Annotated in this window: 18 protein-coding genes and 2 tRNA genes; 16 read left to right on the forward strand and 4 right to left on the reverse strand. The window is 66.3% G+C overall.

Translation table 11 applies throughout. The features are described 5' to 3' along the window. Positions 1–3 precede the first annotated feature (3 nt). Positions 4–2,556 (reverse strand): aminopeptidase N, encoded by a 2,553-nt coding sequence (gene pepN / locus G9E11_RS02045; RefSeq protein WP_190602503.1) that lies wholly within the window; start codon positions 2,554–2,556, stop codon positions 4–6. Positions 2,557–2,765: 209 nt separating this feature from the next. Here pepN and G9E11_RS02050 point away from each other — a divergent pair, with 209 nt between their 5' ends. The 4 genes from G9E11_RS02050 (at position 2,766) to G9E11_RS02065 (ending at position 6,521) form a co-directional block, all read left to right on the forward strand. After that, the gene (locus tag G9E11_RS02050; protein ID WP_190602504.1) at positions 2,766–3,782 is read left to right on the forward strand and encodes a hypothetical protein; all 1,017 of its coding nucleotides are present in this window, start codon (positions 2,766–2,768) and stop codon (positions 3,780–3,782) included. Positions 3,783–3,905: 123 nt separating this feature from the next. Further along, the gene (locus tag G9E11_RS02055; protein WP_190602505.1) at positions 3,906–4,400 is read left to right on the forward strand and encodes a ribose-5-phosphate isomerase; all 495 of its coding nucleotides are present in this window, start codon (positions 3,906–3,908) and stop codon (positions 4,398–4,400) included. Next, positions 4,400–5,338, forward strand: coding sequence for an Fpg/Nei family DNA glycosylase (locus G9E11_RS02060; RefSeq protein WP_190602506.1), 939 nt, complete (start codon positions 4,400–4,402; stop codon positions 5,336–5,338). Before G9E11_RS02055 ends, G9E11_RS02060 begins: the two co-directional genes overlap by 1 nt. Before the next feature lie 25 nt (positions 5,339–5,363). Further along, positions 5,364–6,521, forward strand: a complete 1,158-nt coding sequence (locus tag G9E11_RS02065; protein WP_190602507.1) for a winged helix DNA-binding domain-containing protein — start codon at positions 5,364–5,366, stop codon at positions 6,519–6,521. 50 nt (positions 6,522–6,571) lie between these two features. Here G9E11_RS02065 and G9E11_RS02070 read toward each other — a convergent pair. Continuing rightward, positions 6,572–6,645, reverse strand: a tRNA-Gly gene (locus G9E11_RS02070). 138 nt (positions 6,646–6,783) lie between these two features. Here G9E11_RS02070 and G9E11_RS02075 point away from each other — a divergent pair. The 6 genes from G9E11_RS02075 to G9E11_RS02100 all read left to right on the forward strand — a co-directional run bounded on the left by G9E11_RS02075 (position 6,784) and on the right by G9E11_RS02100 (position 12,104). Next, a tRNA-Pro gene (locus tag G9E11_RS02075) sits at positions 6,784–6,858 on the forward strand. 79 nt (positions 6,859–6,937) lie between these two features. Next, the gene (tig, locus tag G9E11_RS02080) at positions 6,938–8,329 is read left to right on the forward strand and encodes a trigger factor (RefSeq protein WP_190602508.1); all 1,392 of its coding nucleotides are present in this window, start codon (positions 6,938–6,940) and stop codon (positions 8,327–8,329) included. A gap of 243 nt (positions 8,330–8,572) precedes the next feature. Next, the gene (locus tag G9E11_RS02085) at positions 8,573–9,187 is read left to right on the forward strand and encodes an ATP-dependent Clp protease proteolytic subunit (RefSeq protein ID WP_190603577.1); all 615 of its coding nucleotides are present in this window, start codon (positions 8,573–8,575) and stop codon (positions 9,185–9,187) included. Positions 9,188–9,225: 38 nt separating this feature from the next. Continuing rightward, complete coding sequence (locus G9E11_RS02090) at positions 9,226–9,885, forward strand: ATP-dependent Clp protease proteolytic subunit (RefSeq protein ID WP_102972267.1); 660 nt, start codon at positions 9,226–9,228, stop codon at positions 9,883–9,885. 196 nt (positions 9,886–10,081) lie between these two features. Then, positions 10,082–11,368, forward strand: coding sequence for an ATP-dependent Clp protease ATP-binding subunit ClpX (clpX, locus tag G9E11_RS02095; protein ID WP_190602510.1), 1,287 nt, complete (start codon positions 10,082–10,084; stop codon positions 11,366–11,368). Between the two features lie 121 nt (positions 11,369–11,489). Next, the gene (locus G9E11_RS02100; RefSeq protein ID WP_190602512.1) at positions 11,490–12,104 is read left to right on the forward strand and encodes a mycothiol-dependent nitroreductase Rv2466c family protein; all 615 of its coding nucleotides are present in this window, start codon (positions 11,490–11,492) and stop codon (positions 12,102–12,104) included. Between the two features lie 359 nt (positions 12,105–12,463). Here the strand turns inward: G9E11_RS02100 and valS are convergent, their stop codons facing one another. Continuing rightward, positions 12,464–15,085, reverse strand: a complete 2,622-nt coding sequence (valS, locus tag G9E11_RS02105; protein ID WP_190602514.1) for a valine--tRNA ligase — start codon at positions 15,083–15,085, stop codon at positions 12,464–12,466. Positions 15,086–15,168: 83 nt separating this feature from the next. Here valS and G9E11_RS02110 point away from each other — a divergent pair, with 83 nt between their 5' ends. Beyond that, positions 15,169–15,543, forward strand: a complete 375-nt coding sequence (locus G9E11_RS02110) for a DUF488 domain-containing protein (protein ID WP_190602516.1) — start codon at positions 15,169–15,171, stop codon at positions 15,541–15,543. 60 nt (positions 15,544–15,603) lie between these two features. Beyond that, positions 15,604–16,389 (forward strand): SDR family oxidoreductase, encoded by a 786-nt coding sequence (locus tag G9E11_RS02115; RefSeq protein ID WP_190602518.1) that lies wholly within the window; start codon positions 15,604–15,606, stop codon positions 16,387–16,389. Positions 16,390–16,414: 25 nt separating this feature from the next. Here G9E11_RS02115 and G9E11_RS02120 read toward each other — a convergent pair whose 3' ends face one another. Continuing rightward, positions 16,415–17,509 (reverse strand): endonuclease/exonuclease/phosphatase family protein, encoded by a 1,095-nt coding sequence (locus G9E11_RS02120; RefSeq protein WP_190602520.1) that lies wholly within the window; start codon positions 17,507–17,509, stop codon positions 16,415–16,417. A 327-nt stretch (positions 17,510–17,836) separates the two neighbouring features. Here G9E11_RS02120 and ileS point away from each other — a divergent pair, with 327 nt between their 5' ends. Genes ileS through ndk form a run of 4 tightly spaced genes read left to right on the forward strand, consistent with a single transcriptional unit; the run spans position 17,837 to position 23,525 of the window. Continuing rightward, positions 17,837–21,178 carry an isoleucine--tRNA ligase gene (gene ileS / locus G9E11_RS02125; RefSeq protein WP_190602522.1) on the forward strand — a complete coding sequence of 1,114 codons (3,342 nt, stop codon included), beginning with the start codon at positions 17,837–17,839 and terminating at the stop codon, positions 21,176–21,178. Between the two features lie 3 nt (positions 21,179–21,181). Next, positions 21,182–22,555 (forward strand): bifunctional folylpolyglutamate synthase/dihydrofolate synthase, encoded by a 1,374-nt coding sequence (locus G9E11_RS02130; RefSeq protein ID WP_190602525.1) that lies wholly within the window; start codon positions 21,182–21,184, stop codon positions 22,553–22,555. Beyond that, positions 22,555–23,064, forward strand: a complete 510-nt coding sequence (locus tag G9E11_RS02135; RefSeq protein ID WP_246468639.1) for a DUF4233 domain-containing protein — start codon at positions 22,555–22,557, stop codon at positions 23,062–23,064. Before G9E11_RS02130 ends, G9E11_RS02135 begins: the two co-directional genes overlap by 1 nt. Positions 23,065–23,105: 41 nt before the next feature. Beyond that, the gene (gene ndk, locus G9E11_RS02140; RefSeq protein ID WP_190602526.1) at positions 23,106–23,525 is read left to right on the forward strand and encodes a nucleoside-diphosphate kinase; all 420 of its coding nucleotides are present in this window, start codon (positions 23,106–23,108) and stop codon (positions 23,523–23,525) included. The last annotated feature ends 70 nt before the right edge of the window (positions 23,526–23,595 follow it).

Consider the following 23,595-nt stretch of genomic DNA (forward strand, 5'->3'; position numbering starts at 1 on the left):
TGCCTAGGCATCCGCCGCGCGGGCCCGCAGAGCCCGGGCCACGCCATCGCGGTTTTCCAGCATCATCCGGCGCAGCGCGGCGCTTTCCTCCGGCAGCGACGCAAGGAACGCATCGGTCCGGTCCACGGTGGCCTGGCTGGTCAGCTGCGCCGGGTACAGCCCGACGACGATCTGCTGGGCCAGGGCACTGGTACGCTCGGCAACGATTCCCGGCACGGCCTCGAAGTATTTCTCCACGAACGGTTCCAGCAGCGCGGTGTCCAGCACCCGCGTGAAGCCGGCGACGGCCGAGGCCTGGATGGCGTTGGAGAGCTCGCCCTTGACCACGATTGACTCCCACGCCTCAGCCTTGGCCTCCGGGGTGGGGATGGCAGCCTTGGCCAGAGCGGCCGCGTTCTGGCCGCTGGAGGTGTTGTCCCGCTGCAGTTCCGCGTCGATGTCCGGCTGAGCCAGCCTGCCGCCCGCCACGAGGGAGGCCACGAGCTCCCAGCGGAGGTCCTGGTCCACGGTCAGCCCGGCCAGGGTGGCCGAACCGTCCAGCAGCCCGGCGATCCGGTCCAGCTGCTGCCCGCTGCGCGCCAGGAGCGCGAACGACTTGATGAACTGCAGCTGTGCGTCGGACCCGCCCGGCACGTCCGTGGCGAGTTCCCAGAGCCGGTCGACGGCGGCAACGGTGATGGCTTCCCGGTGCTCCTCGGCCACGTAGAACGTGAGCGTGGTGGCAAGTTGCCGCAGCTGCACCAGGATCACCGACGAATCGGACTCGGAGGCGATGTTGGCCAGGATCAGGTCGACGTATCCGCGGGCGGGGCTTTCCCCGTCCCGTGCAGCGTCCCAGGCCGAGCCCCACACCAGCGTCCGCGGCAGGCTCTCCCGGAAATCCTTCAGGTGCGCCTTGGCGGTGGCGAGGGAATGCTCATCAAGCCGCACCTTGGCATAGGCGAGGTCATCGTCGTTGAGCAGGATGAGGTCCGGCCGCTTGAGTCCGGCCAGTTCGGGGACCTCGGTGCGCTCGCCGTCGACGTCGAGCTCTTCACGGTGCACGCGCTCGAGGGTGCCCTCGCCCGTTAGGTCATAGAACCCCACTGCCAGGCGGTGGGGGCGGATGGTGGGCTGCTCCGCAACCGCCGACTGCAGGATGGCGAAGGATGTGATGGTGCCGTCGGCGTCCACCGCCAGCTCCGGCTTGAGCGAGTTCACGCCGGCCGTTTCCAACCACAGGCGGCCCCACTGGTCCAGGTCGCGTCCGCTGGCCTTCTCCAGCTCGACCATCAGGTCACCGAGCTCGGTGTTCCGCCATGAGTGCTTGGCAAAGTATTCGCGCACGCCGGCCATGAACTGGTCCGGCCCCACCCAGGCCACCAGCTGACGCAGCACGGAGGCGCCTTTGGCATAGGTGATGCCGTCGAAGTTCACCTCGACGTCCTGCAGGTCGTTGATTTCGGCGAAGATCGGGTGGGTCGTGGGGAGCTGGTCCTGGCGGTAAGCCCACGACTTCTCCACCGAGGCGAACGTGGTCCACGCGCTCTGGAACTTGGTGTTCTCCACCGCGGCCAGGTGCGACATGTATTCGGCGAAGGATTCGTTCAGCCAGAGGTCGTTCCACCAGCGCATGGTCACGAGGTCGCCGAACCACATGTGGGCCAGTTCGTGCAGCACGGTGATGGCGCGGCGTTCCACCTGCGCCTCCGGGACCTTGCCTCGGAAGACATAGCCTTCGAGGATGGTGACGGCGCCGGCGTTTTCCATGGCGCCGGCGTTGAACTCCGGCACAAACAGCTGGTCGTACTTCTCAAACGGGTAGGGACAGCCGAACTGAGCCTCGAAGAACTCGAAGCCCTGGCGCGTGAGCTCGAAGATGTTGTCCGCGTCCAGGTACTGCATGAGGGACTTGCGGGCGAAGACGCCCAGCGGCACGACGCGGCCATCCGAACTGGTGACGTCGCTGCGCACCGACTGGTACGGTCCGGCGATCAGCGCGGTGACATACGAGGACAGGCGGGGCGTGGGCGTGAAGTTCCAGACCGAGCGGGCGTCGCCGTTGTTTCCCGGGGCAGCCGCCACCGGCTCCGGCGTCGGGGAATTGGAGATGACGTCCCAGTGCGAGGGGGCGGTGACGCGGAAGCGGAAGGTGGCCTTGAGGTCGGGCTGTTCAAAGACCGCGAACATGCGGCGCGAGTCCGGCACCTCGAACTGCGTGTACAGGTACACCTCGCCGTCCACCGGGTCCACGAAGCGGTGCAGGCCTTCGCCGGTGTTCATGTAGGGGGCGTCCGCCACTACAGTCAGTTCGTTGTCCGCAGCAAGGTCCGGCAGCTGGATCCGGACGCCGTCGGACACCTCGGCGGGGTCCAGTTCGCGGCCGTTCAGGGTCACGCTGTGGACGGCCTCAGTCACCGCGTCAATGAACGTCGAGGACCCGGGCGCCGCCGTGAACCTGACGGTGGTGGTGGAACCGAAGACCGTCTCGCCCTTGGCCAGGTCCAGGCTGACATCGTAGGAGTCGACGGCGATCAGGGCGGCGCGCTCGCGTGCTTCGGCGCGGGTCAGGTTCATGCCTGGCAAAGGTTGTGCCTCCAGAGGTTGTGGTGGCCGGACAGGCCCGGCCCGCCGGCTGCTGCGTACGGTGGTCACGCGCACGGTTTGCATCACTGTGAAGCCATTGTTTCATTTCGCCGCCGCTTGGCAAGTTACCTGGCTCACTTGGCTGGTTCATGCCGTAGGCAGTAATCACCATCGGCCAGTGCAGGGGTAGCGTTAAGGGCATGGGAAAGATCCTCGATGCTGTGGACACTAAAGCGCTGCGGTTCGCGATCGGCTTCCCAGTGTTGCTTGCCGCCGGGTTCGCGGTCTGTGCCGTGCTGTTGCGGCCGGATCTGCCGGAACCGCTGGCGGTCATGTGGAATAACGACGGCGGCACCGCCTTCGCGCCGTTCCCCGCCTTCGTGGGCGGCGGTGCCGTCCTGATCGTCACCACCGGCTGGCTGGTGCTGCTGCAGGCCGCGCCGGTGTCGCGGCCCACTGTGATGCGCCGGATCATGATGGGCGCGGGGCTGACGGTGAGCCTTTTCGTCACCACCGTGCTGGCGGCCGCCCTCGTAGGCCAGGCCGGCGTGGCAGACGCGCGCGAGTCAAGCGTGGACATGATTGTCCTTGCCTCGGGCAGCGGTGCCGCCCTTTCCCTGGGGGTCATCATCGGGTTCGTGTTCAAGGCGGACCAGCAGTGGACGCCGGAGGACGACCGTGCCCTGCAGCAGGCCCTGGAACTTGAGCTCGACCCTGAGCTCGTCCGCGATTCCGTCCGGTTCTGGGTGCATGCGCGCAGCTCGGTCTTCGTCATGATCGCCATAGCCAGCCTGTTTCCCGCTTCACTGATCGCGATCGCCGTGCCGTGGCTCGGAGCGCTGCTCGTGGCGGCCGCACTGGTGGGTGCCGCGTTCCTGTTCGCCCGGGTTACCGCGGACCGCAGCGGTCTGCGGGTCTTCCTTGCAGGCATCCTGCGTGTGATCGACGTTCCCGCCGCCGCCATCTCCGCCGCCCAACCGGCTGACGTCCGAGCCGCCGACTACGGCGGCTGGGGCTACCGCAATCACGACGGGACCGCAGCGGTGCTCGTCAGCAGCGGCCCCGCCGTCGTCGTCCGCAAGACCGACGGCCATAAGCTTGCGGTAAGCGGCGGCAACCCCGACTCCGCCGCCCGTCTCGCAGAGGTCCTGACCCGCGTTGCGGCAAGGGCCCGCCGCGACGCCCGCCCGCCGGCGCAGGGTGATTCGGAGTCGTAACTGCCGCGTCACCGCCCAGGCGGCTCCCCGCTGCGGGAAGCGCACCGAGTACTCTTGGATCTGTTGATTTGACCTGTACCAGCCCGGCCGCGCCCCGGTGCTCATGACTGAACGGAAGCTACCGTGACAACAAACCCTGCATTTCCGCGGGTCCACATCGCCACCGACCACGCCGGCATGGAGCTGAGCGCCCATCTGGTCAAGCACCTGACGGCGAGCGGCTACGACGTGGTGGATCACGGACCCAAGGAATACGACGCCCTGGACGACTACCCGTCGTTCTGCATCAATGCGGCGCTCGCAGTGGTGGCTGACCAGGCAGCAGGAGTCCACGCGCTGGGCATCGTGCTGGGCGGATCCGGAAACGGCGAGCAGATCGCGGCCAACAAGGTCAAGGGTGTCCGCGCCGCGCTGGCCTGGAACCAGTCCACCGCCACGCTGGCCCGCGAGCACAACGATGCCAACGTCGTGGCCGTCGGCGGGCGCCAGCACAGCGTCGAGGAGGCCACCTCCCTGATCGAGGCCTTCCTCCAGGAGCCCTTCAGCAATGACGAGCGGCATGTCCGCCGCATCGGCAAGATTGCCACCTACGAAACCACCGGCGAGATCGTCGAATAGTGCCGGAAGGCCACTCCATCCACCGGCTGGCCCGCCAGTTCGGTGACGTGTTCGCCGGCGAGCGGCTGGCTGTCAGCAGCCCCCAGGGCCGGTTTGCCGCCGGCGCCGCACTGCTGGACGGGCACACCATGGTGCATGCGTCCGCGCATGGAAAGCACCTGTTCCTGCACTTCGAGCACGCACTGGTGCTGCACGTCCATCTTGGCCTGTACGGGGCCTGGGACTTCGGCGGGGACAGCCAGTTCCGCGGGGCCTCCAGCATCGGCGCGCCCCGCCGGGTGGGGGAGCGGGAAGTGGCTGATGGCACCGGGCCAACCGAAGGCACTGGGTCAACCGAAGGCACTGGCGATCCTTCTCCCGCCGAGTACGCCGGGCCGCCGGCGCCGGTGGGAGCGGTGCGGGTCCGGCTGGTGAGTGACCACGGCTGGGCCGACCTGCGCGGCGCCACCACGTGCGCGGCCATCACCGACGCCGAGGCGGCAGCCGTGCTGGACAGGCTGGGCCCCGATCCGCTCCACAACACCGGCGGCAGCCGGGACGACTTCGTCCGGCGCATCCTGGCCAAGCGGACGCCGCTCGCCACGCTGCTGATGGACCAGAAGGTGATTGCCGGCGTCGGCAATGTCTACCGGGCCGAAGTGCTGTTCCGCGGCAGGATCGACCCCCTGATTCCCGGCCGCGCGCTTACCGCGGACGCCGCCGGTCTCCTCTGGGATGACACCGCCGCGGTGATGGCCGACGGCGTCCGCGACGGGCGGATCATCACCACCACCGCCGGCTTCTGGACCCGGAGCGGCCAGCTTCCGCCGGCGGAGGAAGCGCACTTTGTCTACCGCCGGCACGGCCAGCCGTGCCGGGTCTGCGGCACCCCCGTTGCCCTGGCCGAACACGCCGCCCGCAAACTGTACTGGTGCCCGGACTGCCAGCAGCCCGTATGAGCTGACCGGAGACGGCTGGCGGGCGATGACTCATAGACCGGAACGCGAGTATTCGTGGGCGCAGGTCTGTGCCCGGCGCCTGGAGCGCCAGTGGCTTGCTGCCCCTTCTCATGGCGCCTCCCCGGCGGAAATCGTGCGGGCCATGTGCGGTGCGCACGCCCAGGTGATGCCCGCCGCCGAGTTGTCTGTGGGCATACGCGGCGCCGGCACTTCCCGGGCCGAGGTGCGCAAAGCGCTCTGGGAAGACGGAACCCTGGTCAGGACCTTCGGGCCACGGGGCACTGTGCACCTGCTCCCGGCCGCCGACCTGTCCCAGTGGACCGGGGCGCTGGGTGACCTTCCGTCCAACCCGGCGCTCGGACAGTTCCTGACACCCGGCCAGACGGACGAGATCGTGGCTGCCATTGCGGATGCGCTGCGGGATGCCGAGCTGACCGTCGACGAACTCACTGACGCCATTGTCGCCAGAACCGGTGCCTGGGCGGCTGACCCCGTGATGCCCGCATTCCAGGCCATGTGGCCCCGCTGGCGCGCGGCGCTGGGGGCCGCGGGCTTCCGGGGAGCGCTGTGCTTTGGCGCCGGCAGGGGCCGCGCAGCGACATACCGCAGCCCCGGGCAGTCACTTCAAGGCTTCCAGCCCGCCGATGCCGGTCCGGCGCTCGGCTGGCTGCTCCGGGCGTACCTGCAGGCGTACGGGCCCGCTACGCCGGCCCACTTGGCCCGGTGGCTGGGAGCTCCGCACGGGTGGACGGCCGGCCTGTTTGATCACCACCGCGGAGAGCTTGCCCAGGTCACCGTGGAGGGGTCGCCGGCCTGGGTGCTGCGGAGCGACGCCGGGCCCATCACCACGGAACCTTCGGGCGTCAGGCTGCTTCCCTACTTCGATTCCTATGTGGTGGCGGGCCAGCCCCGGGAGTTGCTGTTCCCCGGCGCGGCAAGTACCCGTGCCCTGGCCAGGGGACAGGCAGGTAACTATCCCGTCATACTCATCGACGGCGTCGTCCGCGGACTCTGGCACCACCGCCGTTCCGGAAAGACAGTGGAGATCACCGCCGAGCTGTTTGATCCGGCAGGGCCATCACGGCTGGAGGAGCTGGCGCAGGAGGCGGAGCGGATCGGGAACTTCCTGCAGGCAGAAGCACGTCTCACCCTCGGCGCGGTGAATGTCGGGGGCCACGCCTAGGCCAGGGCTTAACCCAAAAGAGGCCCCCGCATCAGGGGCCTCTTTTGGTGTGGAGGGGACGACGGGAATCGAACCCGCGTAATCAGTTTGGAAGACTGAGGCTTTACCATTAAGCTACGTCCCCGAGGAAAGCGTTCCGGCGCACTGGCCTTGGGCTTTTCTTCGGCGGCTGTTCAAGCCGGATATAACTAAACCTAATTCATGTCCCAACTGTCAAATGTGCAATCGCGGCGGGGATGAACGTAGACTGTCCTGTGCATTACGGGGTGTAGCTCAGCTTGGCTAGAGCACCTGCTTTGGGAGCAGGAAGTCGCAGGTTCAAATCCTGTCACCCCGACTCTGCGGCCCGGGCCCCAGGCCTGGTCACAACAACGCGTTTGCAGAACCCATCCAACAAAACCAGGAGTACTTAGACCGTGAAGAGCGCTGTCGAGAACCTCACCCCCACGCGGGTCAAGCTCAATGTTGAGGTCCCCTTTGAGGAATTGAAGCCCAGCATCGACGAGGCATACAAGACTGTTGCTTCGCAGATCCAGGTCCCTGGCTTCCGTAAGGGCAAGGTTCCCGCCAAGCTGATCGACCAGCGTGTCGGCCGCGGCTACGTGCTGGAGACCGCCATCAACGAGGGCCTTAACGGCTGGTACCAGGCTGCAGTCCAGGAGTCCGGGATCCACCCCCTGAGCCGTCCCGAGGTTGAGATCACCGAGGTTCCGGATCCTTCCGCCACCGATGGTGAGCTGAAGTTCCAGGCCGAGGTTGACGTCCGCCCGGAGATCGAACTGCCCGACTACGCCGGCATAAAGGTTGAGGTTGCCGCGGCAGAGTCCTCTGACGCCGACGTCGACAAGGCCCTGGACGAACTGCGCGGCCGCTTCGGCACGCTCAAGTCCGTGGAGCGCCCGGCAGCTGACGGCGACTTCCTGAGCATCGACATCACGGCGAGCATCGACGGCGCCGAGGTGGACTCCGCTTCCGGGCTGTCCTACCAGGTTGGCGCCGGCACCATGCTCGAGGGCATGGACGAGGCCGTGACCGGCCTGAGCGCTGACGAGGACGCCATCTTCGACACCACCCTGGTGGGCGGCGACCACGCCGGCGAAGCCGCGCAGGTCAAGGTTGTGGTCAAGTCCGTCAAGGAGCGCGAACTGCCCGAGGCGAACGACGACTTCGCCCAGCTTGCCTCCGAGTTCGACACGCTGGCCGAACTGCGCGAGGACCTCGCCAAGCAGGCTGCCGACTCCAAGGTCGTGGAGCAGGGCGTCGAGGCCCGCGACAAGGTCCTGGACAAGCTCGTTGAGCTGGTTGAGGTTCCCGTTCCGGAGTCCGTCGTCGAAGAGCAGCTCGACCAGCACTTCAAGGCCGAGAACTCCCACGGTGAAGGCGAGCACGACACTGAAGAGCACCGCGCCGAGGTCAAGGCCAACACCGAGCGCGCCTTCCAGAACGAGATCATCCTCGACGCTATCGCCGAGAAGGAAGAAGTGGGCGTCAGCCAGAACGAGCTGATCGACTACATCGTCACCACCGCCAGCCAGTACGGCATGGACCCGAACCAGTTCGCCCAGATCATCGACCAGAGCGGGCAGGTTCCCATGATGGTCTCCGAGGTCCGCCGCCGCAAGGCACTGGCCGTCGTCCTGGGCCAGGCCGAGGTCACCGACTCCGAGGGCAACAAGGTTGACCTGAGCGACTTCGTCCGCCCCGGCGGCGAAGAGGCTCCGGCCGTCGAAGCCGAAGCAGAAACCGAAGCTGAAGAGGCAGCCGGCGAGACCGTCGCGAACGACGATCCCGCGGCCGTGAAGTTCTAGCAGCAGCACGCATCAGCGGCGCCAGCCCCCGGGTCCTCGGATCCGGGGGCTGGCGCGTTAACGGCCGGTGTGCAGCTCCCGCCGGCAATCGTGCGCCGTCAGCGAACAGCGCGATTCCGACGAACAAATCCGTTCCGAAAGCAGTTAGTGTCCAAGTAGTGAAGTTCAGTGATGTCGTTCAGTGATGTCACCGTCACCAGCGAGAGGTAAGTACAAATGTCACAGCAAGCAGCGGCCCCCCGCATGGCAACCGTCGATCCTGCAGCCCAGGACAACTACATCTACAACCGCCTGCTGAAAGAGCGCATCATCTGGCTTGGCTCCGAGGTCCGCGACGAGAACGCGAACGCCATCTGCTCACAGCTGCTGCTGCTTTCCGCCGAGGATCCCAACAAGGACATCTACCTTTACATCAACTCGCCCGGCGGCTCCGTGACGGCCGGCATGGCCATCTACGACACCATGCAGTTCATCCCCAATGACGTCGTTACCGTCGCCACCGGCCTGGCGGCATCCATGGGACAGTTCCTGCTGTCCTCCGGCACCAAGGGCAAGCGCTACGCCACCCCGAACGCCCGCATCCTGATGCACCAGCCCTCCGGGGGCATCGGCGGCACGGCTTCGGACATCAAGATCCAGGCCGAGCTGATCCTCCACATGAAGAAGGTCATGGCTGAGCTCACGGCGGACCAGACCGGCCAGACCGTGGAAACCATCCTCAAGGACAACGACCGCGACAAGTGGTTCACCGCCAGCGAGGCACTCGAGTATGGCTTCTTCGACAAGATCTCGGCACACGCAGGATCTGTCGCAGGCGGCGGCGGAACCCAGAACGCGTCATCAAACGGCCAGAGCTAACCGGCAACAAGACAGAACTGAATCCAGGAGCAATGAACATGAACTACAATTTCGGATCGTCTGCCGGTAACCTGCCGACAAGCCGCTACGTCCTGCCGCAGTTCGAGGAGCGCACGCCGTACGGCTTCAAGCGCCAGGATCCCTACACCAAGCTCTTCGAGGACCGCATCATCTTCCTCGGTGTCCAGGTGGACGACGCCTCTGCCGATGACGTCATGGCGCAGCTGCTGGTGCTGGAGTCCACGGACCCGGACCGCGACATCACCATCTACATCAACTCGCCAGGCGGCTCCTTCACCGCCATGACGGCCATTTACGACACCATGCAGTACATCCGCCCTGAGATCCAGACCGTGTGCCTGGGCCAGGCCGCAAGTGCTGCGGCTGTGCTGCTGGCCGCCGGAACGCCCGGCAAGCGGCTCGCCCTGCCCAACGCCCGCGTCCTGATCCACCAGCCGGCACTGTCCGGCGGCCAGGGCGGACAGGCATCCGACCTGGAGATCCAGGCGGCCGAAGTCATGCGCATGCGGACCTGGCTGGAAGACACCCTGGCCAAGCACTCCGGCCGGACGCCGGAACAGGTCAACAACGACATCGAGCGGGACAAGATCCTCACCGCCGCCGAGGCGCAGAATTACGGCCTGATTGACCAGGTCCTCGATTCCCGCAAGATCAAGCCGCAGGCACTTGCCCGCTAAATGCAGGCACATGCCAGGTAAACAGCAGTAACGGGCGCCGGTGCGGTTTAGATTTTTGAACCGCACCGGCGCCCGGTTTCCACCCCTTGGGCCGAATGTGACCTAGAGTGGATGTAAATCATTGCCGGATCCCGGCCGTGGTTAGATGCAACCGGTGCAAAGCTGCCCTTGCGGCAAGATACTAAGGGGTTCACATATGGCTCGGATTGGCGAGAGCGCGGATCTGCTCAAGTGCTCTTTCTGCGGCAAGAGCCAAAAGCAGGTGCGCAAGCTCATTGCCGGGCCCGGCGTCTACATCTGCGACGAGTGCATCGAGCTCTGTAACGAGATCATCGAGGAAGAACTCGCAGAGGTCGCCGACCTGGGCAGTTTCGAACTGCCCAAGCCCCGCGAAATCTTTGACTTCCTGCAGGAATACGTCATTGGCCAGGAACCGGCCAAGCGTTCCCTCGCCGTCGCGGTCTACAACCACTACAAGCGGATCCAGGCCGGGCATGCGCCCAAGAGCGGCACACTGGCCGAGGGCGTCCACCACGACGACGTTGAAATCTCGAAGTCCAACATTCTTCTGATTGGCCCCACCGGCTGCGGCAAGACCTACCTTGCACAGACCCTGGCGCGCCGGCTGAACGTCCCCTTTGCCGTTGCGGACGCCACCGCCCTGACCGAAGCCGGGTATGTGGGCGAAGACGTGGAGAACATCCTCCTCAAGCTCATCCAGGCCGCCGACTACGACGTCAAGAAGGCCGAACAGGGCATCATCTACATCGACGAGATCGACAAAATTTCGCGCAAGAGCGAAAACCCCTCGATCACCCGCGATGTCTCGGGCGAGGGCGTGCAGCAGGCCCTGCTGAAGATCCTCGAAGGAACGGTTGCCTCGGTTCCGCCGCAGGGTGGCCGCAAGCACCCTCACCAGGAATTCATCCAGATCGACACCACGAACGTCCTCTTCATCGTTGCCGGTGCCTTCGCCGGACTGGAGGACATCATCGGTTCCCGCTCCGGCCGCAAGGGCATCGGCTTCGGTGCTCCGCTGAACGAGGTCAAGAATACCGACTCCTACGGCGAAGTGATGCCGGAAGACCTCCTGAAGTTCGGGCTTATTCCGGAGTTCATCGGCCGCCTGCCGGTCATCACCACTGTCTCCAACCTTGACCGTCCCGCCCTGATCCAGATCCTGTCCACGCCCAAGAACGCCCTCGTCAAGCAGTACCAGAAGATGTTCCAGCTGGACGGCGTGGAGCTGGTGTTCGACGACGATGCCCTGGACCTGATTGCAGACCAGGCCCTGGAACGGGGAACCGGAGCCCGCGGATTGCGCGCCATCATGGAGGAAGTCCTTCTCCCGGTGATGTTCGACCTGCCCAGCAGGGACGACATCGCCAGCGTGGTCATCACCGCTGACGTCGTGGGCAAGAAGGCCCAGCCCACCATGATCACGCACGACGTCGTGGCCAAGCGGCGGAACAAGTCCGCTTAGCCGGATGGAATCCGCCGGGCCGGAATAAATCACCCAGATCCATCGCTGTCGCTTAAGCGTGCCCTGCGAGTATGGCTTTGCGGCGCGCCACGCCCCGAAGACTTCCCTGAGGAGATTTGCTGTGTCTGAGACCGCCGCCAACAAGGCCGACTTCTGGTTCGACCCCCTCTGCCCGTTCGCCTGGATCACGTCCCGCTGGATCGGCGAGGTGGAAGGCGTCCGCGACATCCAGACGGAGTGGCACGTCATGAGCCTGTCCGTGCTGAACGAAGGCCGCGACCTTGATCCCAAGTACCGCGAAGCCATGGACAAGGCCTGGGGGCCCGTCAGGGTGATCATCGCCGCACAGGAACAGCACGGCGACCACGTGGTCAAGCCGCTGTACGACGCCATGGGAACGCAGATCCACGATGGCGGGCAGAAGGACTTCTCGATCGTCATCAGCAAGGCCCTGGCCGACTGCGGCCTCCCCGCCGGGCTGGCAGCCGCCGCCGGCTCCGACGAGTACGACCCCCAGCTGCGTGCCAGCCATGAAAAGGGCATCTCCCTGGTGGGCCAGGACGTCGGAACCCCCGTGGTCGCCTTCAACGGCACCGCGTTCTTCGGACCCGTCCTCACCCGCATACCGCGCGGGGAGGAAGCAGGGAAGATCTGGGACGCGTCAGTCACGCTCGCGTCGTACCCGCACTTCTTTGAAATCAAGCGCAGCCGGACTGAAAGCCCCGCCTTCGACTGACCGTTTGAGTCCCGGCAGAACTACATGAGAGTAGTTCCGCCGGGGCTCTTGCGCATCCGCAACAGGAGGACAAAGATAGTTCTTACCCACTTCGAAAGAAGTGAGACGCAGGAACCAAAGATTCAGTGACATGCTTCCAACGCAGCCTTCGGCAAAGTTAGAAGCAGGCTACCGGTGACAAGGTAGGAAGACCTGAAATTCTACGGATCTTGCCAGACTGTCAAAGATGTCACCAGACAGCCGAAAAGTCGAAGCCCCACCAACGGCAAAACGCTGATGGGGCTTCCCCTTTGCCCAAAATATGGGCCTGGCGGTCAAAACAGGCCGGTGAGCCCGGAATGCTCCGGGCTCACGTCGTATCAGGCCTGTGCCGGCTCCTCGGCCGGGGCCAGCTCCACGTCGCTCACGGTAAGTTCGCCTTCGCCCGTGTTGAGCGAAATCTCCTGCGCGTTAGCCGCCGCCTTGAGGTCCCCGAGCCCGGCCTGAAGCTGGGCTACGAGGGACTCTGTCGCCGTGATCGTCGCCGACAGGACCTCGGTGCGCTGCTTGACCTTGGCCTCGGACTTGGCCTTGCGGATGCCGCTCAGCGCAATGCCCACGGTGCCCAGCATGCCGGTGTCGCCGTCGGTGATCTCCAGCGGCGCCGGCCAGGCGGCGCGGTGCACGGAACCGGCCCGCCACCAGCCCCAGACCTCTTCGGTGGCGAAGGGAAGGAACGGCGCGAAGAGGCGCAGCAGCGAATCCAGCGTGGTGGCCAAGGCAGCGAGAACCGAAGCCTGCTCGGTCTCGCCGGCGGCACCGTAGGCCCGGTCCTTGATCAGCTCGACGTAATCGTCGGTGAACTGCCAGAAGAACGATTCGCTGATCTGCAGCGCCCGGGCGTAATCGTAGTTGTCGAACGCCTTGGTGGCCTGGGCCACGACGTCGGAGAGCTGGGCCAGCAGGGCACGGTCCAGGGGATTCGTCAGGACAGACAGATCGGTGGACACCACCGAGTTCTCCGTGGCGCCGAGGTTCAGCACGAACTTCGAGGCGTTCAGCAGCTTGATGGCCAGGCGGCGGCCGATCTTCATCTGCGCGATCTCGTAGGCGGTGTCCGCGCCGAGGCGTGCGGAGGCAGCCCAGTAGCGGACGGCGTCGGAGCCGTACTCGTTCAGGACATCCGTCGGCACCACAACGTTGCCCTTGGACTTGGACATCTTCTTGCGGTCCGGGTCCAGGATCCAGCCGGAGATCGCCGCGTGCTTCCAGGGCGCGACGTCCTGCAGGGCGTCGGCGCGGACGGCTGAGGAGAACAGCCAGGTGCGGATGATGTCGTGTCCCTGGGGGCGCAGATCGAACGGGAACACTTTGGCGAACAGGTCCTCGTCCCGGCTCCAGCCGCCCACGATCTGCGGGGTCAGGGATGAGGTGGCCCAGGTGTCCAGCACGTCAGCGTCACCGGTGAAGCCGTTGGGCTGGTCGCGCTGGGACTCGTCGTAGCCGGGCGCGGCGTCGGCCGCCGGGTCCACCGGCAGGGACTCGTCCGAGGGGATGACGGGGTGGTCGTAGTCCGGGTTGCCCTGGGCGTCCAGCGGGTACCAGACCGGGATCGGCACGCCGAAGAAGCGCTGGCGGGATACCAGCCAGTCCCCGTTCAGGCCGGCGATCCAGTTCTCGTAGCGGGAGCGCATGAAGGACGGGTGGAAGTCGATGTCCTTGCCGCGGCCGATCAAACGTTCGCGGCGGTCCTCGTCGCGGCCGCCGTTGCGGATGTACCACTGCCGGGACGTAACTACCTCGAGGGGCTTGTCACCCTTTTCGAAGAAGTTTACCGGGTGGGTGATCTTCTTGGGCTCGCCGTCGAGCAGGTCAGCTGCGGTGAGGAGCTCCACCACGGCCTCCTTGGCGGAGAAGACCGTCTTGCCGGCGATGGCGGCGTACGCCTCGCGGCCGGCATCCGTGGTGATCCACTCCGGAGTCTCGGCGAGGATGCGGCCGTCGCGGCCCACGATCGCGCGGGTGGGGAGCTGGAGTTCACGCCACCAGGTCACGTCGGTCAGGTCGCCGAAGGTGCAGACCATCGCGATGCCCGAGCCCTTGTCCGCCTTGGCCAGCGGGTGGGCCTTGACCTCGAGCTCGACGTCGAACAGGGGGGACGTCACGGTCTTGCCGAACAGCGGCTGGTACCGCTCGTCGTCGGGGTTTGCCACCAGGGCGGCGCAGGCCGCGAGCAGTTCGGGACGCGTGGTCTCGATGAAGATTTTCTCGCCGTCCGCGGTGAAGAACGGGTAGCGGTAGTACGCGCCCGGCACCTCGCGGTCCTCGAGCTCGGCCTGGGCCACAGCGGTGCGGAAGGTGACGTCCCAGAGCGTTGGGGCTTCGGCCATGTAGGCGTCGCCGGCCGACAGGTTGGCAAGGAAGGCGCGCTGGGACACAGCGCGGGACGTGTCGTCGATGGTCCGGTAGGTGAGGTTCCAGTCGACGGACAGGCCGAGGGTCTGGAACAGGTTCTCGAAGACCTTCTCATCCTCGACCGCAAGTTCCTCGCACAGTTCGATGAAGTTCTGGCGGGAGACGACGTCGAAGTCCCGCTGGTTCTTCGCCGGCTGTGCCGGAGGCTGGTAGTCCGGGTTGTACGGGATGGCGGGATCGCAGCGGACACCGTAGTAGTTCTGGACGCGGCGCTCGGTGGGCAGGCCGTTGTCGTCCCAGCCCATGGGGTAGAAGACGTTCTTGCCGGTCATGCGCATGTAGCGGGCCTGCACGTCGGTCTGCGTGAAGGAGAACATGTGGCCCACGTGGAGGGAGCCGGAAGCGGTGGGCGGGGGAGTGTCGATCGAGTAGACCTGCTCCCGGGTGGTGTCTGGGTCGAACCGGTAGGTTCCTTCCTCGAGCCAGCGCTGCGTGAGGGCAGCCTCCAGGCCCTCCAGGGCCGGTTTGTCGGGAACGTTGATGGGGGCGGTGGCGGGCGTGTCTGTACCCTGCGTTGATTCAGCCATGGCCCAATTGTTTCATGCCGGGCAGTTGTTTCCTGCCCGGCGGCGGGCGCCTGCAGCCGCACACCGGGAGTAGCATGCGGCCTATGGGCAAAGCAGACGCTTCCTTTGCGATCAAACGCATCTATGAGGAACCAGCGGACGACGACGGCTGCCGGGTTCTGGTGGACAGGCTCTGGCCGCGAGGGGTCAGTAAGGAACGGGCGCGGCTGGAGCTGTGGCTCAAGGACGTGGCGCCGTCGCCGCCGCTGCGGCAGGAGTTCGCCCACATGCAGGAGCGGTTCGAGGACTTCCGTGCCCAGTATGAGGACGAGCTGGCGGGCAACCCGGCAGTGGATCAGCTCCGGGAACTGGCGGGACAGCACGGGAAGGTGACGCTGCTGTACGCGGCCAAGGATCCGGAGGTGAACCACGCAAAGGTGTTGCTGGAGTTCCTGGCAGCACGGGGTTCAGGAAAGTAAGCGGTTCGCGGGAGTAAACATTGGGCTGGCCCACCCTGCGGTTGGCGCTAGGGTGGTGCCATGACTGAGGTTTCCGCAAGCTCTGACGTGTCCACCAACAAGCCCGCCAGGAAGGCAGCCCTCGTTACAGGCGCCAGCTCCGGCATTGGCGAGGCCACGGTCCGCGCGCTCCGTGCAGACGGCTGGACCGTGTACGCCGTCGCCCGCCGCCAGGAACGGCTGGCCGCGCTGGAAGCCGAGACGGGCGCCGTCGCCCTCGCTGGCGACATTTCCGAGGACGGGGACGTGGCCCGCCTGCTGGCAGAGGTGACCTCCGCCGGCGGGATCGACACCCTGGTCAACATCGCCGGCGGCGCCCGCGGTGCGGACCGTGTGGGCCAGGCCGTGACCGAGGACTGGGAGTGGATGTACCGCGTGAACGTCCTCGGCACCATGAAGCTGACGCGCGCCTTCCTGCCGATGCTGCGCGAGAACGGCGAGGGCACCGTCCTGAATTTGACGTCCACGGCCGGGCTGGATGCCTACGAAGGCGGGGGTGGCTACAACGCCGCCAAATTCGCCCAGCATGGCCTGACCGGGGCGCTGCGGCTCGAAGAGGCCGATCACAACATCCGGGTCATCGAAATCGCGCCCGGCCTGGTCCAGACCGAGGAGTTCGCGCTGAACCGGCTTGGTGACGCACAGGCGGCGGGCAAGGTGTACCAGGGCGTGGAGAAGCCGCTCACGGCCGAGGACGTAGCCGATGTGGTGCGCTACGCCGTGAGCGCACCGCACCACGTGAACCTCGACCAGATCGTCATCCGCCCGGTGGCGCAGGCGTCGACCTACAAGCTGATCCGCAAGTAGGCCTGAACAGGCTGACCCGCAGCCTCTATCCGGCCGTCGGAACCTCCAGCGTGGCCAGTACGGCAGCGTGGTCCGTCCCGGGGACGCGGTGCACGGCGTAGCCCGACGCCGGAATGCGCGGGCTGGTGACCAGATGGTCGATGGTGATGCCGGGCAGCGCCTGGCCGTCCATCGGCCACGTGGGCATGAACCGCGCCCCCGACGCCGTGCCGACGTCCACCAGCTTCCGGCCGCCCGGGCCGCCGTCGAGCAGCCTGCGGAACTCCGAGTGGTCGTAGGTCGCGTTGAAATCGCCCATCAGGAGTTGGTTGCGCTGCAGTTGGTTGCTCGGCAGCTCATTGTCCTGGCCGTCCACCCCGTTGCGGGCAACCAGCCGGGCCAGCGACTCAAGGTCGCTTCGCCACTGCCCCACGCGGACGTCCACCGGTGGAAGGGTGTGCACGTTCGTGACCTCAAGAGTGGCGGCCGCAACGCCGTTGCCCGTGTTGGCGGCATCCGCAACGGGCAGGGTCACCCGGAAGGTCGGAATCTGGAACGGTGTGTCGGGAATCAGCCCGATGGCCTGGATGGGGTGTTTTGAGTACGTTGCGCTACCCGAGCCGTTCCCGGTTGGGCTGCTGATCCTGTTGGGCAGGAGACTCCCCAGGCCTTCCGCGGCCAGCCGGTCCTCCAGCGCCTGGGTGTGCTCCTGGATGGCGAGCAGTTCCACCCCGTTGTCCCGGACCAGCCGGACGATTTCGGCGGGGTCGGCCCTGCCGAAGCGGGAGTTGATGGTCATCACCGTCAGCGGAACGGTGCTGCCGGTACCGGAGTCTGCTTGTCCGGCTTCTGCTACCCCTTCATCCGCCCGACCCGCATCCGGTGCCCAGAGCCAGAAAAGCTGGGCTCCCAGGAGCAGTGCGGCAGCAGCCGTGACCAGATGCCGCCGGCCCAGCAGCGCCAGGGCCAGCGCAAGGGCGGCAGGAATCACCAGCCACGGCGTGAAGGACAGCAGTTGGACCACCGGCGTGGGCCACTCGGCCGGGATGGCACGGAACACCGAAAGCGAAGCGACCGGCAGGAGGATGCACAGTGCCAACACCAGCCAGACGGTTTGCGCGCGGCGGGCCGAAGCAGTCATGGACCGAGTCTAGGCTCTGGCCGCCGGATGGTTGTGGCCGCCCCGGCCTCAGCAGTTAGACTGGAGCCAACAGCTTTGACCCGGCCATCACCGGTGAGCTTCCGGAAGAACACCAGGCCCGCGTGCGGACAATCAGTCGCTGGGGGCCAGGCCAGTAGAACCGGACGGGTAAGCCCGTCACAGCAGCAATGAGCGGCCGTCGTCGAACTCCCTTGGAGTTGGCAGCGGTAAGTGAGGTGGTACCGCGGTGCCGGTGCAGTTGAAAGACTGCGCACGCGCCGTCCTCGCATCCTGAATTTGTTCACCAGCTCAACCCAGGATGTCGAGATGACGTATTACCCCAAGGCCTCAGCAGCCCCCGCCGGCCCGGGCTCCTCTTCAGGAGTGTCCGCCTCCGTGAAGTTCCCGGAGATCGAAGAGCGGATCCTCAAGTACTGGGACCAGGACGGCACTTTCCAGGCAAGCATCGACCAGCGCAGCGCCGACCTTCCCGGCGGCGCCCCCGGCAGCAACGAATTCGTCTTCTACGACGGGCCGCCCTTCGCCAACGGCCTGCCGCACTACGGCCACCTGCTGACCGGCTACGCCAAGGACCTGGTGGGCCGCTACCAGACCCAGCGCGGCAAGCGCGTGGAGCGCCGCTTCGGCTGGGACACCCACGGCCTTCCCGCTGAGCTGGAAGCCATGAAGCAGCTGGGCATGACGGACAAGACCCAGATCGAGGCCATGGGCATTGACAAGTTCAACGACGCGTGCCGCGCCTCCGTGATGAAGTACGCCAACGAGTGGCAGGCGTACGTCACCCGCCAGGCCCGCTGGGTGGACTTCGACAACGACTACAAGACGCTCAACGTCGAGTACATGGAGTCCGTGCTCTGGGCCTTCAAACAGCTGCACGAGAAGGGCCTGACCTACAACGGCTACCGCGTGCTGCCGTACTGCTGGAAGGACGAGACGCCGCTGTCCAACCATGAGCTGCGCATGGATGACGACGTCTACAAGAACCGCCAGGACCAGACCGTCACGGTGACGTTCCCCGTCAAGGCGGGGGAGTCGGACCTGTCCAAGCAGTTGGCCGGTGTGCAGGCGCTCGCCTGGACCACCACGCCGTGGACGCTGCCCACCAACCTGGCGCTCGCCGTCGGGCCTTCCATCAGCTACGCCGTGCTGCCCGCCGGCCCGAACGGCGTCAAGGCCGCCTCGGCCGAGGCGCCCGTCACCGGCAGCTTCCTGCTGGCCGAAGACCTGCTGGGCAGCTACGCGAAGGACCTGGGGTACGGTGATGGTGCCGCTGGCGCGGCGGCCGCGGCCGCCGCCGTCGTTTCAACCCACACCGGCGCCGAGCTCGAGGGCCTCACCTACGAGCCGCTCTGGCACGATTTCGCCGACACGGAAAAATACGGCACCCAGAACGCCTGGCAGTTCCTCGTGGCTGACTACGTCACCACCACCGACGGCACCGGCATCGTCCACCAGGCCCCGGCCTACGGTGAGGACGACCAGAAGGTCTGTGAGGAAGCCGGCATCCCCGTGGTCCTCTCCGTGGACGAGGGAGCCAAGTTCCTGCACCTGTTCGCCCACGGCGACCTGCACGACATCGTGGGGCTGCAGGTCTTCGACGCCAACAAGCCCATCACCCAGGTGCTCCGTGCCCAGGGCCGCCTGGTCCGCCAGGCCAGCTACGAGCACAGCTACCCGCACTGCTGGCGCTGCCGCAACCCACTGATCTACCGCGCCGTCTCCTCCTGGTACGTGGAGGTCACCAAGTTCCGCGACCGGATGTCCGAGCTGAACCAGGAGATCAACTGGATCCCCGGCAACGTCAAGGACGGCCAGTTCGGCAAGTGGCTCGCCAACGCCCGCGACTGGTCCATCAGCCGCAACCGTTACTGGGGCAGCCCCATCCCGGTGTGGCAGTCCAGCGACCCGGAGTACCCGCGCACGGACGTGTACGGGTCGCTCGCGGACATCGAAGCCGACTTCGGCCGGCTGCCGCTGAACAAGGACGGACAGGTGGACCTGCACAGGCCGTTCATCGACGAGCTGACCCGGCCCAACCCGGACGACCCCCGCACGCCCGAAGAGGGCCAGTCGGTCATGCGCCGCGTGGAGGACGTGCTGGACGTCTGGTTCGACTCCGGCTCCATGCCCTACGGCCAGGTGCACTACCCGTTCGAGAACGAGTCCTGGTTCGACACCCACAACCCGGCCGACTTCATCGTGGAGTACATCGGACAGACCCGCGGCTGGTTCTACATGCTGCACATCCTGTCCACCGCGCTGTTCGACCGCCCGGCCTTCCGGAACGTCATCAGCCACGGCATCGTCCTGGGCTCCGACGGGCAGAAGATGTCCAAGAGCCTGCGCAACTACCCGGACGTCTCCGAGGTGCTGGACCGCGACGGCTCCGACGCCATGCGCTGGTTCCTCATGTCCAGCCCCATCCTGCGCGGCGGCAACCTCGTGGTCACCGAACAGGGCATCCGCGACGGCGTGCGCCAGGTCATCCTGCCTCTCTGGAACGTGTACAGCTTCTTCACGCTGTACACGAACGCATCGAACAAAGTGGACGGAACAGCGGACGGCTACGAGGCGCAGCTGCGGTACGACGGCTACACGGACACGCTGGACCAGTACCTGCTGGCCAACACCGGCGACCTCGTCCGGAACATGACCGCCCAGCTGGACACCTATGACATCTCCGGCGCCTGCGATGAACTCCGCAGCTACCTGGACATGCTCACCAACTGGTATGTCCGCCGCAGCCGCCAGCGCTTCTTCGATGAGAACGCCGACGCCTTCGACGCCCTGTACACCGCCCTGGAGGCCGTGTGCCGCGTGGCCGCCCCGCTGCTGCCGCTGGTCTCCGAGGAGATCTGGCGCGGCCTGACCGGCGGCCGCTCGGTGCACCTCGCTGACTGGCCGGACCCGGAGCTGTTCCCGTCCAACGCCGCGCTGGTGGAGGCGATGGACCGCGTGCAGCAGATCTGCTCCACCGGCTCCTCGCTGCGGAAGGCCGCCAACCTGCGCGTGCGCCTGCCGCTGCAGGAACTCACGGTCGTGGCACCCGGCGCAGATGCGCTGGAAGGCTTTGCCGCCGTCGTCGCCGACGAACTGAACCTGCGCTCGGTCCGCCTGCTGGACGCCGCCAGCGCCTCCCCGGAGGAGTTCGGCATCGAGCAGAAGCTCGTGGTCAACGCCCGGGCCGCGGGTCCGCGCCTCGGCAAGAACGTGCAGCTGGCCATCAAGGGCTCCAAGTCCGGCGACTGGTCTGTCTCCGACGCCGGTGTGGTCACCGCTGGCGGCCTTGAGCTGGAGCCCCAGGAGTACACGCTGGAGACGGTGGTGGCAGAGTCCGACGGCGGCTCCGCCTCCGTTGCGGTTCTCCCCGGCGGCGGCTTCGTGGTGCTCAACACCGAGGTCACGCCCGAGCTTGAAGCCGAAGGCCTGGCCCGTGACATGGTCCGTGCCATCCAGCAGGCGCGCAAGGACGCCGGGCTGAACGTCAGCGACCGGATCCGGACCAGCGTGAACGCCGCGCAGAACGTCATCGACGCCCTGCAGGCGAACGCCGAGCTGGTGAAGACTGAAACGCTGACGCTGGAGCTGGATGCCGTGCCGGCCGACTCTGCCGAACCGCGCATCACTGTCGAGAAAGTGGGGGCCTGAGCAATGACTTCTGAACCGACCGACGAATTCTCCGTGGAGAGCGTCTACGCCGAGCTGCTGGGCCGGGCGCCGGAAAACAAGATGGAGCCCCGGCTAGCGCCGCTGTTCCGCGCCATGGATGTGCTGGGGGAGCCGAACAAGGCCTACCCGATCATCCACATCACCGGGACCAACGGAAAAACGTCCACGGCGCGCATGATCGAGGCCGGCCTGCGCGCCCACGGCCTCAGCACGGGCCGCTACACCAGCCCGCACCTGTCGAAGGTCACGGAGCGGATCAGCCTGGACGGTGAGCCGGTGTCCGACGAGACGTTCGTGCGCATCTGGGATGAGATCCGGCCGTACCTTCAGATCGTCGACGACGAACTCACCGCCGAGGGCCAGCCCCGCCTGACGTACTTCGAATGCCTCACCATCCTGGCCTTCGCCGTGTTCGCCGACCAGCCGGTCAACGTAGCCATCATGGAGGTGGGCCTCGGCGGCATCACCGACGCCACCAACGTGGGCGACGGCCAGGTGTCCGTGGTGACGCCGATCTCCCTCGACCACACCGATCTGCTGGGCGACACCACCGAGGACATCGCCTACGAGAAGGCCGGCATCATCAAGCCCGGCGGCTTCCTCGTCAGCGCGGCCCAGCCGCTGGATGCCGCACAGGTCCTGCTGGAGAAGGCCAAGCAGGTGCAGGTGCCGTTCCGCTTCGAAGGGGTGGAGTTCGGCGTCGAATCCCGGCAGGTCGCCGTCGGCGGGCAGGTCGTGACCATCCAGGGCCTCGCCGGCCGCTACCCGGACCTCATGGTTCCGCTGCACGGTGCCCACCAGGCCGAGAATGCGGCCGTGGCAGTGGCCGCGCTGGAGGCGTTCCTTGGCGGCGGCGAGAAGGAGCTGTCCCTGGAAGTGCTGCAGGAAGCCTTCGGCACTGTCTCGTCCCCGGGCCGGCTGGAAGTCGTACGGACGGCCCCCACCATCATCGTGGACGCTGCCCACAACCCGGATGGCATCCGGGCGTCCGCCGAGGCGATCCAGGAGGCCTTCAGCTTGAGCAAGCTGGTGGTCGTCGTGGGCGTGCTCAAGGAAAAGGACGCCGAGGAGATCCTGCGCCAGCTCAAGGAATCCCTGGGTGACCTGGCGGAGGAATTTTGCTTCACCCAGTCCAACTCCCCGCGGGCAGTGCCTGCAGCGGAACTGGCGGAGCTCGCCGTCGACCTCGGCTTCGGCGAGGAAAACGTGCACATCGCCGAAAAGCTGGACGATGCGCTGGAGTGGGCCGTTGAACGCGCCGAAGCCAACGACGACCTCGCCGGCGGCGTGCTGGTGACCGGCTCCATCACGCTCGTGGCGGACGCCCGCATCCTGCTTGGAAAGGCAGCCGACTGATGGCCCGGCTGACCAAGGCCCAGCGTGAATGGCGCCCCGGCATGCCCAAGAAGCGGCGGTCCACCAAGGTCATGTTCGCCTCGACGGTCCTGCTGCTGGAGGCCTTCGTGGTCTTCTTCGCAACGCTGGCGGTGTTCGGCCTGCGCCGCGCCGAAATCTCCCCGGCGCTGATCCTCTCGGTGGGCATTGGACTGAGCGTGGTGCTGATCCTGGCCTGCGCGGTGCTGTCCAAACCGTGGGGCGTGGCGCTTGGTTGGATCCTGCAGCTGGTGCTCATCCTGAGCGGCTTCGCGGAACCCCTGATGTTCCTGGTGGGGGCGCTGTTCGCCCTCGCCTGGTGGTACGGCATCCGGGCCGGCATCCGGATCGACCGCGAATCCGCCCAGCGGGACCGCGAGCAGGCTGAATGGGATGCCGCGCACCCTGAGGGCGCCGGCAATGAAGGCGCTGGCACTGATGGCGCCAGCACTGAAGGCACCGGCACTGAAGGCACTGGCCAGACCCCGTAGACTTACCGTCGAAACCCACAACCAACCCCATTGGAGCAACTGTGAGCATTGAGCGCACCCTTGTCCTGATCAAGCCGGACGGCGTCACCCGAAACCTGACGGGCGAAATCCTGAAGAGGATCGAAGCCAAGGGCTACACCCTGGCCGAACTCAAGAAGACCAACGCCAGCCGGGAACTGCTCGAGCAGCACTACGAGGAGCACGCGGGCAAGCCGTTCTACGAGCCGCTCGTGGAGTTCATGCTCAGCGGCCCCGTGGTTGCGGCGATCTTCGAGGGCCACCGCGTGATCGAGGGCTTCCGGTCGCTGGCCGGCACCACGGACCCGACGACGGCGGCCCCGGGCACCATCCGCGGCGACTTCGGCCGCGACTGGGGCCTGAAGGTCCAGCAGAACCTCGTCCACGGTTCTGACTCGGTGGACTCGGCCGAGCGCGAAATCAAGATCTGGTTCCAGGCCTAAGCCTTCCGGCAGGTTAAGCGCGAACGTACAGTTGTGGCCCCTCACTCTCCGGAGTCAGGGGCCACAACTG

Origin of the sequence: Arthrobacter ipis, from assembly GCF_014694315.1 — a bacterium.
GTDB lineage: Bacteria > Actinomycetota > Actinomycetes > Actinomycetales > Micrococcaceae > Arthrobacter > Arthrobacter ipis.

Coding starts and splice junctions, on each gene's coding strand:
- ileS (WP_190602522.1), top strand. CDS start 17,837: ATGACGTATTACCCCAAGGCCTCAGCAGCCCCCGCCGGCCCGGGCTCC.
- valS (WP_190602514.1), bottom strand. CDS start 15,085: ATGGCTGAATCAACGCAGGGTACAGACACGCCCGCCACCGCCCCCATC.
- G9E11_RS02120 (WP_190602520.1), bottom strand. CDS start 17,509: ATGACTGCTTCGGCCCGCCGCGCGCAAACCGTCTGGCTGGTGTTGGCA.
- pepN (WP_190602503.1), bottom strand. CDS start 2,556: ATGAACCTGACCCGCGCCGAAGCACGCGAGCGCGCCGCCCTGATCGCC.
- G9E11_RS02050 (WP_190602504.1), top strand. CDS start 2,766: ATGGGAAAGATCCTCGATGCTGTGGACACTAAAGCGCTGCGGTTCGCG.
- G9E11_RS02115 (WP_190602518.1), top strand. CDS start 15,604: ATGACTGAGGTTTCCGCAAGCTCTGACGTGTCCACCAACAAGCCCGCC.
- G9E11_RS02065 (WP_190602507.1), top strand. CDS start 5,364: ATGACTCATAGACCGGAACGCGAGTATTCGTGGGCGCAGGTCTGTGCC.
- G9E11_RS02090 (WP_102972267.1), top strand. CDS start 9,226: ATGAACTACAATTTCGGATCGTCTGCCGGTAACCTGCCGACAAGCCGC.
- G9E11_RS02130 (WP_190602525.1), top strand. CDS start 21,182: ATGACTTCTGAACCGACCGACGAATTCTCCGTGGAGAGCGTCTACGCC.
- G9E11_RS02110 (WP_190602516.1), top strand. CDS start 15,169: ATGGGCAAAGCAGACGCTTCCTTTGCGATCAAACGCATCTATGAGGAA.
- G9E11_RS02085 (WP_190603577.1), top strand. CDS start 8,573: ATGGCAACCGTCGATCCTGCAGCCCAGGACAACTACATCTACAACCGC.
- clpX (WP_190602510.1), top strand. CDS start 10,082: ATGGCTCGGATTGGCGAGAGCGCGGATCTGCTCAAGTGCTCTTTCTGC.
- G9E11_RS02135 (WP_246468639.1), top strand. CDS start 22,555: ATGGCCCGGCTGACCAAGGCCCAGCGTGAATGGCGCCCCGGCATGCCC.